Origin of the sequence: Pontibaca salina, from assembly GCF_016307205.1 — a bacterium.
Taxonomy (GTDB): domain Bacteria; phylum Pseudomonadota; class Alphaproteobacteria; order Rhodobacterales; family Rhodobacteraceae; genus Pontibaca; species Pontibaca salina.
In genome coordinates this window covers 1-10,028 of the sequence record NZ_JAEIJD010000020.1, presented here as the reverse complement: position 1 = coordinate 10,028, position 10,028 = coordinate 1, and the positions used below count along the sequence as shown (strand labels likewise).

11 protein-coding genes and 2 tRNA genes are annotated in these 10,028 nt (G+C 56.9%); 5 read left to right on the top strand and 8 right to left on the bottom strand.

Features of this window, described 5'->3' with window-relative positions; translation table 11 throughout:
• The first annotated feature begins 255 nt into the window (after positions 1–255).
• The gene (locus JAO82_RS13985; protein WP_198687012.1) at positions 256–804 is read left to right on the top strand and encodes a tyrosine-type recombinase/integrase; all 549 of its coding nucleotides are present in this window, start codon (positions 256–258) and stop codon (positions 802–804) included.
• A 247-nt stretch (positions 805–1,051) separates the two neighbouring features.
• On the opposite strand, the gene JAO82_RS13980 is transcribed toward JAO82_RS13985, so the two are convergent.
• A tRNA-Arg gene (locus tag JAO82_RS13980) sits at positions 1,052–1,128 on the bottom strand.
• Positions 1,129–1,344: 216 nt separating this feature from the next.
• Positions 1,345–1,866 (bottom strand): HNH endonuclease, encoded by a 522-nt coding sequence (locus JAO82_RS13975; protein WP_232897426.1) that lies wholly within the window; start codon positions 1,864–1,866, stop codon positions 1,345–1,347.
• 605 nt (positions 1,867–2,471) lie between these two features.
• On the opposite strand from JAO82_RS13975, the gene JAO82_RS13970 reads away from it, so the two are divergent.
• The gene (locus JAO82_RS13970; protein WP_198687010.1) at positions 2,472–2,948 is read left to right on the top strand and encodes a fasciclin domain-containing protein; all 477 of its coding nucleotides are present in this window, start codon (positions 2,472–2,474) and stop codon (positions 2,946–2,948) included.
• Between the two features lie 199 nt (positions 2,949–3,147).
• A complete protein-coding gene (locus JAO82_RS13965) occupies positions 3,148–3,810 on the top strand; it encodes an SDR family NAD(P)-dependent oxidoreductase (protein ID WP_198687009.1) in 663 nt (220 codons plus the stop codon).
• 17 nt (positions 3,811–3,827) lie between these two features.
• On the opposite strand, the gene JAO82_RS13960 is transcribed toward JAO82_RS13965, so the two are convergent.
• From JAO82_RS13960 to JAO82_RS13940, 5 genes are read right to left on the bottom strand one after another with little or no spacing between them, the layout of a single operon-like run.
• Positions 3,828–4,226, bottom strand: a complete 399-nt coding sequence (locus tag JAO82_RS13960; protein ID WP_198687008.1) for a DUF2177 family protein — start codon at positions 4,224–4,226, stop codon at positions 3,828–3,830.
• A 57-nt stretch (positions 4,227–4,283) separates the two neighbouring features.
• The gene (locus tag JAO82_RS13955) at positions 4,284–5,021 is read right to left on the bottom strand and encodes an SDR family NAD(P)-dependent oxidoreductase (protein WP_198687007.1); all 738 of its coding nucleotides are present in this window, start codon (positions 5,019–5,021) and stop codon (positions 4,284–4,286) included.
• Positions 5,014–6,171 (bottom strand): SAM-dependent methyltransferase, encoded by a 1,158-nt coding sequence (locus JAO82_RS13950; RefSeq protein ID WP_198687006.1) that lies wholly within the window; start codon positions 6,169–6,171, stop codon positions 5,014–5,016. Before JAO82_RS13950 ends, JAO82_RS13955 begins: the two co-directional genes overlap by 8 nt.
• Positions 6,171–6,926 (bottom strand): DUF1365 domain-containing protein, encoded by a 756-nt coding sequence (locus JAO82_RS13945; RefSeq protein ID WP_198687005.1) that lies wholly within the window; start codon positions 6,924–6,926, stop codon positions 6,171–6,173. Before JAO82_RS13945 ends, JAO82_RS13950 begins: the two co-directional genes overlap by 1 nt.
• Positions 6,923–8,200, bottom strand: a complete 1,278-nt coding sequence (locus JAO82_RS13940) for an NAD(P)/FAD-dependent oxidoreductase (RefSeq protein ID WP_198687004.1) — start codon at positions 8,198–8,200, stop codon at positions 6,923–6,925. Before JAO82_RS13940 ends, JAO82_RS13945 begins: the two co-directional genes overlap by 4 nt.
• A 93-nt stretch (positions 8,201–8,293) precedes the next feature.
• Between JAO82_RS13940 and JAO82_RS13935 the strand changes: the two genes are divergently transcribed.
• Entirely contained in the window at positions 8,294–8,956 is a 663-nt protein-coding gene (locus JAO82_RS13935; protein WP_198687003.1) for a sigma-70 family RNA polymerase sigma factor, read from the top strand.
• Positions 8,928–9,563 carry a ChrR family anti-sigma-E factor gene (locus JAO82_RS13930; RefSeq protein ID WP_198687002.1) on the top strand — a complete coding sequence of 212 codons (636 nt, stop codon included), beginning with the start codon at positions 8,928–8,930 and terminating at the stop codon, positions 9,561–9,563. The genes JAO82_RS13935 and JAO82_RS13930 overlap by 29 nt, the downstream gene beginning before the upstream one ends.
• Positions 9,564–9,781: 218 nt before the next feature.
• Here JAO82_RS13930 and JAO82_RS13925 read toward each other — a convergent pair.
• Positions 9,782–9,857, bottom strand: a tRNA-Ala gene (locus JAO82_RS13925).
• Positions 9,858–10,028 lie beyond the last annotated feature (171 nt).

The window sequence follows — 10,028 nt, the reverse complement described above, 5'->3', positions numbered from 1 at the left end:
GAAGTGCCGCATCATGAGGCCTCACAGAAGACCGCACTCGATCACGCGCCAATAAGGTCAGAAACTTCTTGCACTACGGGCGTCAACCACAGAAGGCATTCTACGCAAGCTTGAACGCTGCGGAAAAAGCAGCTTAATTATTGAACCGGAAACTCTCCGGTAAACCCGGGGCGGTTCAGTGTTGTTACACATCGAGCAACCGAAGGCGTGAAGGCCAACCCCGAACTCAACACTGGCGGACATAGGCCATGGACTTTGAGTGACATCGAAAAGTATCGCGCTTATTGGCCCTATGGTAGCAAACAACGAGTGGCAATGGAGCTTCAATACTGGGCTGGTGCCCGAATCTCGGACACCCGCAAACTCGGGCCTGGTCACGTGGATGGCGACGGATGGCTCAACTTTGTTCAACAAAAAACCGGCTCCGAAGTGTCGGTACCCTTCCAGCGCGTATTGCCCAGCTTTGCTGAGCCCGCCGACCTTGATCACCTTATGAAGGCGATTGCAGCGATGTGCAGCGAGGAGAATATCTGGTTGGCAACGCAGTTTGGGACCATGCGCTCGGAGAAAAGTGCCTCGCAGTGGTTCGCTAAAGCGGCCCGCGCCGCGGGCTTGGTCGGGCGGACATCCCATGGCTTACGCAAAAGCCGCATGATCCTGCATGCTGAGAATGGTGCGAGTAGCAAAGAGATTGCCGCATGGAGCGGACATGAAACCTTGAAAGAGGTCGAGCGCTACGTGCGTGGTGCTGATCGCCGCAAGCTGCTGACTCCGTCTGTTTTGCAGACAGGCGAGTTTCTTTAGCTTGTAGATGTTCTGAAACCTGTCTGTTGACTGCGCCGCCCTGGATGATTTCCGGGGCGATTGCATTTCAGGGGGAGCAGAGGCCGCGATGCGAAATTCACACATCCAACAGGATTCATCCATCCTGACCCGTCTTCTTAGTTCACGTGCTGAGTATCAGTGTCTCCAGCAATTTGTCTAAGCCCCCAGCCCCCTTAGACAAAAATCAAAGGAAGTCAATGATTTTGTTGTATTTTAAAGAGGGGGGTGGCGGACCGAGGAGGATTCGAACCCCCGACCCCTTGATTCGTAGTCAAGTACTCTATCCAGCTGAGCTATCGGTCCACAACTGCGGGCAATAGACGTGGGCGCGCGGCATTGCAAGGCGAAAATTCAAAAAATGACAGCTGTTTTTAAATCTTTCTGGAAAATCTAGAAAACCCAGGTGTCACATCCGGTCAGGTTGTATTGCCGTTCATCGAAGCGCCGTTACTAGAGCGTGCTGCGCGTACGCGTTTCGGGAAGTGGATGCACGGTTCTACACGCAATGCGCCCGCGCTTTTAGCGGCGTTCAAGCTCTGCATCCCAGTACAGGAAATCGATCCACGTTTGCTGCAATTCCTCACCCGACTTGGGCAAACGGCGCGCTGCGGCATCGAGTTGGAACCCGGTGGGCCGGAATGGTTTTCGCAGCAGCTTAAGGCCAGCCTGTGCCGGGGTCTTGTTGCCCTTGCGAAGATTATCGGCGGAACAGCACGCGACGATATTGTTCCAGTTCGATTTCCCGCCGCGACAACGCGGCACGACATGATCGAAAGTCAGGTCCTTGGCGCGGAATCGCTTCCCGCAATACTGGCACCTGAATTCATCCCGCAAAAACACGTTATATCGGGTGAATGCGACGTGCTTGCGCTGCCGGTATTTCTTCAGCGCAATGACGGCGGGGACTTCATGATTGCTGGTGGCGGATCTGACGTAAATGTCATCATAGGTTTTGACCTGTATGACGCGCCCTTGAAAGACCGAGACAATCGCCTGCTGCCAACTGCATACCGACAAGGGGGCATAGCTCAAGGGTTGCATGTCCGCATTCAGAATAAGCGTTTGCAGGTTGCCAACAGGCACGTTCATGCTCTGCCCCGGCGCTCAACAGACGTGTGGCTCTGCTTCTTCACTTCAAACGGAGCGGCCCAGTGGCTAATATCTGCGGCCACGGTGAACCTATCCCAACTGGATAATCTGATCCTCGTTACGAGATCACCTTTCATGCGTGTCATTCATCCTCGCGTCCCGGCGCCTGTCTCACAAGGCCGGAGCGAGGGAGACCCGCCCCTGCCGTGATTCGACTATAGAGCGAGGTCGCGCTCTGGCAAGTATTGAATTTCCCAATCGATCTGCACTCTTGTACCTAATCAGGGTCGGGTTTCCCACTCGACGGACGCCATTTCGTCGGGCCTCCTGAGCTTAGCTTTTCACGTCACGCGGCAGCACTTGTGCAGCACAGAGGCTCATGACAGCGGGCGAAGCCGATTGAACGCAAAATGCTCTTATATCTGCAAGCGGCTCCCAAGCCGCCGGCCCGGGTTGCGGATTTTTCACGAATACGTGAATGATCTGATCCCATTGCCCAGCCGTAATAAGAACGTTGCCAGTAAAGGCATCGGCTAAATCCAATCGGGAGATCCAAAATGATCCGCAGAACTTTTTTGGCGCTTGCTGCGTCCAGCGTCTTCGCATTGCCAGCCTTGGCCGCAGATAAAGACATTGTTGACACTGCAGTTGAAGCTGGCTCCTTCGGCACCCTGGTGGCAGCGGTTCAGGCGGCGGGGCTTGTTGATACGCTCAAAAGCGAAGGCCCTTTCACGGTATTTGCGCCCACAGATGACGCGTTTGCCGCGCTCCCAGATGGCACCGTCGACGAGCTTTTGAAGCCAGAGAACATGGAGCAGCTTACCGCAATTTTGACCTATCACGTGGTCCCCGGCAGGGTGATGTCATCTGACCTGAGCAATGGCATGAAGGCGGGGACAGTTCAGGGTGGCGAAGTGACGATCATGACCGAAGACGGCGTAACAGTTGACAACGCTAACGTTGTTTCAGCAGACATCGAGGCGTCGAATGGTGTCATCCATGTGATTGATGCTGTGATTATGCCCGCCAAGTAAAATGGGTGGCCGGGGCAGCGTCTTTTCTGCCTTGGCCAGTCCGCGTTTATGGTTCCGGTATGAGATCAAGGCGGGATTTTGGCAGAGCTCTTCAACTTTTGCACGCCAAATCGGAGCCGAACAAGCATCAACCCGTTTACCTAATCGCTCACGCTGACAGAAGAGGTTCTAGAACTCCCCAGTCACATGGAGGCCTGTGATGAAACGCGCATTGGTGGTCGGGGCGTCGGGCGGCATCGGCAGTGCATCGGTGCAAGGGCTTCAGCGGCGCGGGCACCAGGTTGCTACATTGTCGCGCAGTGCTGACGCGTTCGATATAACCGACGAGGACAGCATTATCGCAGCTATGGCGCGTGTCAGCGGTCCGTTTGAGACGGTCATCGTTGCGACAGGCGCTTTGGAGGTCAATCAGTGCGGTCCAGAAAAACAGTTAAAGGCGCTTCGCCCCGACGCATTGGCCGCACAATTTGCTTTGAATGCCGCAGGACCGGCATTGATGTTAAATCATGTGTTGCAGCACATGCCGCGTGATCGCCGCACGGTCTTTGCGGCATTGTCGGCGCGGGTCGGGTCGATTGGCGACAACCGGCTTGGCGGCTGGTACTCTTACCGGGCATCAAAGGCTGCATTAAATCAGTTGATTCATACGGCTGCGATCGAGGTGGCACGCAGCCATCCGCACGCAATTTGCGTGCTGCTGCATCCCGGCACTGTCGCAACCAGATTTACAGCAAATTATCCAAACCATGCAGCTGTTCCGGCGCAAGAAGCGGCGTCAAATCTGATTGGTGTGATTGAAAATCTGTCGCCATCCCAAAGCGGCGGCTTTTTTGACTGGCGGGGGGCACAGGTGGCTTGGTGACGCGGGATGGCGGATGATCAACTTACTGCCCGCGCGACCATGACCCCCGCCCATGCTGAAAACCCGGTTAAGACGCCGCCCCATAATACATCGACCGCCACCTGTTCGAGTGACCAGTCACGCAGCGTCGCGTAATTGGTGAATTCATAGGTGCCATAAGCCATAAGCCCCAATAGCGCCCCTCCAACCAAAGCAGCCATTGGGTTCCCCGTGCGCAGCGCCGGAACCGAAACAAACCACAGGATGCCAGCGACGTATCCCAGATAGAAGAAAGTGGCGGGAATGACCCGAAACGGATCGGCAAACAGGTGGCCAACGTGGCGCTCGAAGACAGGTTTGACCAGCAGACGTAAACCAATGGCATCGGCGGCAAAGAAAATGACGCAAGTCGAGACATAGAGAACTAGAACTTTCATTGGCCAGCTCTTTTCATAAGGCAAAAACGGGTACAACACGCTGTGCCGCAGCATTATTCATCGCGCCAACCCGCGTGTCAGGGGCAAGGCAGCCCAATAGGGCAGGGCGCTCAGCAGTTTCAGCGCATAGGTCAGTCGGCGGGGGAAATGCACTTCGAAACGTCGCCGATCTAAGCCGGTGATGATGGCGCGCGCGGCGGCTTCCGGCGTGACCATTGCCGGCATCGTGAAATCATTGCGTTGCGTCAGGCGGGTATCGACAAAGCCCGGCGAAATCAGCCGCACATCGTAGCGCCCCGCCAGTTCAGCGCGCAGCGATTGCGCAAGATTGATCACGCCAGCCTTGGTCGCCGAATAGATCTGGCCCTGCGGCAAGCCGATATAGCCGGCAACGGACCCGCACAGCGCCAATTGACCGCCATCGCGGAGCAGAGGTGGCGCGATCTGAGCAATATGAAAGCTGCCGGTCAGGTTTACAGTCACAATATTGGCCGCAGTTTCAGCATCCAGATCTGCAACCTTGCCCGGATCATAGATCGCCGCCAGATGCACGACGCGATCCAATGGCGCGATCCGGGCGATCTTTTCGGCGGCTGCCTCAAGGCTCTCACGCGCGCTCACATCCAAGGGGAGGGCCAGATGATCGGGGCCAAGGGCTGTGGCCATTTCCTGTAAGCGCCCGGCCGAACGCGCGGATAAAATCAGTTGCGCCCCGCGCCCCGCCCAGTCGCGGGCCAGAGCGGCGCCAATCCCTTCGGTGGCGCCGATGATCCAGATGGTTTCCGCCTTAGGCATGGGCCAATTCCACCTGAACCACATCGGTCTGACCAACCGCAAACGAGGCCGTGCAGATGCCGAGGTAAAAGCGCCAGTTGCGCAGGAAGCTTTCGTCATGGCCCAGCCGTCGAATCCGGCTTGATTGCTGGTCTAGACGCTGGTTCCAGATGGCGCAGGTGCGGGCATAATCGGAGCCAAAAGCATGGCTGTCCCGGACCACCAGCCCCGCACGCCGGGCCTGCTCGGCGATCACAGCATTGGACAGCAACATGCCACCGGGGAAGGTATAGTAGCGGATGTAATCCGAGCCGCGTTGATAGGTGTCAAAATAGGCATCCGGGACCGTTATCGCCTGAATCATGGCGCGTCCGTGATCTTCCAGCCGCGACTTCAGTGTGGCAAAATATGTCGGCCAATAATCCTGCCCGACAGCCTCGATCATTTCAATTGAGACGATGTTGTCGTATTTTCCGTGGCTTTCGCGGTAGTCTTGAAGACGAATTTCCGCGCGCCCGTCCAGCCTTGCATCAGCGTATCCCTGCTGACTAGGCGAGATCGTCAGACCAAGGACATCGCGCCCCGACTCCGCCGCCCGTTCAGCAAATCCGCCCCAGCCGCAGCCGATTTCAAGCAGCCTTTCACCGTCGCCGAGGCGGTGCAGTATTCGGTCATATTTGCGATTTTGCGCGCGGTTCAGATCGGCATCACCGGAGGCGAACATCGCTGAGGAATAGGTCATGCCCTCGTCAAGCCAGAGCTGATAAAACTCGTTACCCACATCGTAATGCGCGCGGATATTGCGCGCTGCACCTCGGGTGGAATTAGCCCGCATAAGGCGGTTCACCACCCGAAATTTCAGCGTATTCCAGAACCCCGCATAGGCATAGTTGCGAAACTGTTCGAGGTTTCGCAAAGCAACCTCGGTCAGATCCGCAATGGATGCGGTTTCCCACAGGCCCGCGACATAGGTTTCGCCCAGCCCAATGTCACCGCGCGCGGCAATCGCGGTGATCACCGACCAATCATGTATCAGCATTTCGGCGGCGGGGCTGCCCTGCCCAAAATCGTATACCTCATTTTGAGGTGTGCGCAGGCGTAGGCTGCCGCACTGGATCTGGGCGCATGTATCCAGAAAATCATGTTTCACGCGCTTGGTCAGGAATTGCATCAGGTCACCTCGGAATTGGGTGGGGATGGACGGGGGCGATATTTCGCGCCCTTCAATTTCAGGCGCAGGGCCTGCCAATAAATCAAAATGATCGTACGCAGCGCCCCCAAAGGGCGGCGCAGGCTGGCACGGATAAGCCCGGTAGTGGTCAGGGGCGCGCGTGGTCCTGATAAGGTGGCAACAAGACCTTCATCGCCATTGCGGTACAGGATCCGAATGGCAATCTGATCGCTGCGGATATCAAACGAGAACTCATAAGACCCTCTTACCTCCTGAAACGGCGATACATGTAGCGATTTTGGGGCGGTAATCCTTATGTCCTTGGTGATCGGAGTGAAGTCGGGTTGGTGGCACAGATAGGAATGACGGTCGCCAAAGGGCGTCGAGACCTCGGCAATCACCGCGATCAGCGCGTCACTCTCCATCGCCAGCCAAAAGCTCACCGGGTTGAAGACATAGCCCAAATAGCGGGGCTGCGTGAGCAAGCGCAGGTCCAGAGCGCGTTCACCCAGCCCGTGCGCTGCCAGCACTTCCCGCGCCCAATTCGCGCCGCGCCCCGCCTTTATCGGGCCGCCATGATCGCAATCATGCACCGACACCAGATTGAACCGATTGCGGGAAAACAGGCGGGGCCGTGTCATTGGGGCTTCGGGGTTGATCAACACGTAATCGACGCCATAGCAAAACCTGTGGCGGATTTCACCGCGTCGCGTATGGGTTGTTACGCCCGCGATATGTTGCGGGGTGAAGGTCATGCAATCTGGCCGTCCATCAGCCGCGCAATGCGGGCGGCGCTGGCAAAGCCGTCTTCGTGGAAGCCGTGTCGCGTGTAGGCTCCGGCGAACCATGTATGGTTCTCTCCTTGGATCTTTGTCAGCTGTCTCTGCGCCGTCAGTGCCGCAGCGTCGAACACCGGATGGCGGAACATTTTTTGGTTATAGATCAGGTGCTCGGGGATTTCGCTCGACGGATTGAGTGATACAAAAAGCGGATCCTGCTCAGGGATATTCTGCAGGCGATTCATCCAGTAAGTGACGCCGATGGCAGGCTCGGGCCGGGTGGTATCGGCCTTATAGACCCAACTGGACCAGACCGCGCGCCGCTGCGGCATCTGGCTTGTGTCGCGGTGCAGAATCATTTGGTTGTCCTGAAACCGGATGGCCGACAAGGCCGCAGTTTCCTGTCGGGTGGGTTGGGCCAGCAGGCGCAACGCCTGATCCGAATGGCAGGCAAAAATCACCTGATCAAATGGTTCAGGCGGCCCAATACTGTGAACTATGATTTTCTGATTGTCGCGCGCGACGCTCTGCACTGGCGTAGCGGTGCGGATCGCTACACCACACCCGCGCAAAAAATGCTCCAAGCGCCGCACATATTCGATGCTGCCGCCATTCACCGTCCACCATTGATGTTGGCCCGAGGCGCTCAGCAAAGCGTGATTGCGGAAGAACTGTACCAAGGCGCGGGCCGGAAAAGCGCCGATTTCGGCAGGCGGCGTCGACCAGATTGCGCCGCAAAGCGGCATCAGATAAAAACGCTGGAACCACTCGCCCAGGTTCAGATCCCGCATCAACTCGCTGATCGTGGCGTTGTCGTCGGTGGCTTGGGTCTCGGCCTTGTTGTTGAAGCGCAGGATGTCGCGCACCATCCGGGCGAACCCAGGCCGCAGCAGATTGCGCCGCTGCGCGGTCAGGGCACGCAGGTTGCGCAGCCCGTATTCGATCTGTCCGCCATTGATTGACGCGCCAAAACTCATATCGCTTTTGGCCACAGGCACATCGAGCTCCTGAAACATCCGCGTCAGATGGGGATAGTTGGCGTAATTGAAAACGATGAATCCGGTATCAACCGGCTGATCTCCATTGCGTCCGGCCATCACCGTTCGCGCGTGCCCGCCCATTTTTGGCGCAGCTTCGAACAAGGTCACTGCGTGATATGGTGCCAGTAGATATGCGGCTGCAAGCCCAGATATCCCGCCGCCGATAATGGCGATGCGTTGCGGGCGGATCGGGTGGGCATCGAGTGACATCTTATCTCCAGTCGGCTGCGTACTTTTAATACGTCATTGATAAGAATTTGGATCAATTATGATCCAGCCTCCCACAAAGCACGTAAATAATATATGCTGAACATACGCATTGATATGAATTCCGCCGACCGGCACCCTGTCGCACGGCTGCGAAAGGACGATGCTGCCGTGACGCAACCAGCCCGCAAGGCCTCGCCACAAACAACATGGATGCTGGCAGTGCGTGACAAGCGTGACCGCGTCGCTTTTGAGGCGTTGTTTGATCATTTCGCTCCACGCCTGAAAGGCTTCATCATGCGATCTGGAACCGGATCCGGGCAAGCGGAAGAGATCGTGCAGGATGTCATGCTGACGGTCTGGCGCAAAGCCCAGCAATATGACCCGGCGCGCGCGCAGGTCTCGGGCTGGATCTATCAAATCGCGCGAAACCGCCAGATTGATGTAATCCGTAAGGAGAACCGTCCCTTGCCCGAACAAATGGGCGAAGCGCCGGAAATCGAGACCGATGCAAGTTTGAGGCTCGCCTTAGAGCAAGAAACCGAACAGTTGAAACAAGCGTTGGCTCGGCTACGACCGGATCAGCGCGCAATGATAGAAAGAGCCTATATGGGTGAGCTCAGTCATCAGGAAATTAGCTCCCAGACCGGCCTGCCGCTTGGTACAATCAAGTCCCGGATCCGTTTGGGTCTGGAGCGATTGCGACACGAATTGAAGGAACTGCGCCAAGATGACCGCAATCACCCACCACGCCCCTGATTCGCTTCTGGCGGCTTATGCTACAGGCAGTCTGCCGCATGTTTATGCGCTGGTTGTGGCGAGCCATATCTCGCTGTGTCTGGAGTGCCGCGCTGCGTATGAAGCGCATGAGGCCGGCGGTGGCGCGGTTTTGGAAACTGTCGCAGCCGAAACCGTGTCCGAAAGCCTGAAATCCAGAACTCTCAGTCAGCTTGATGCCCCCTTCACGCCGCAGCCAATCTATCCGCGCTCTGGTGTCTTTCCCGGACCGGTGGTGGAGGCTTTGAAGGGCAGGCGGCCAAGCTGGAAATCACTCGGAATGGGTGTCCGTCAGTGCATCTTGTTTGCCAATCGCGCGGGCTCGGTTCGGCTGCTCTCTATTCCGCCCGGTCAGGCTGTGCCGGATCACAGTCACAATGGCCTAGAACTGACATTGGTTCTGCAAGGCAGCTTCAGCGACGAAACCGGACGCTTTGGGGTTGGCGATCTTGAGATTGCTGATCAGGATCTGGCGCACAGTCCGATGGCCGATCCGGGACTGCCCTGCATTTGTCTCGCCGCCACCGATGCGCCGCTGCGCTTCAGATCGCTAATCCCACGCATTTTGCAGCCTTTGGTCCGCATCTGACTGTGAAAGCCAGAATCTGCTTGATGCACGTCGCACAAATGACCGGGTCAAGCGGTTTGGGTGCTGTCGGTAGCAATGCCAAACATTCCCGCGTTTCTGTCGATGGTAAGCGTCGGCTAGAGTTTCATCCTTGTTGTATACCGCAAGTATAATCAAAAAGGATGCCTACGAACCGGAAGCCTTTAAGTTTAAGGATTCCTATAACTTAAAAGGTGATTTGGTGGAGCCTAGGGGGATCGAACCCCTGACCTCTTGCATGCCATGCAAGCGCTCTCCCAGCTGAGCTAAGGCCCCTGACCGTGTGCCGCTCTCTAGGCCGGGACGCGGGCAGGATCAAGTGGAAAATCCTGCCCTTGTCAAAATAGGCCGATTGACCTGCCACTGAACTTTCATCCATGCGGAACCGGAGCCCGTTGGGTTGATACGCCGATTGGCGCGATGTGAGCAACCGGCAGCGGCGCGGAG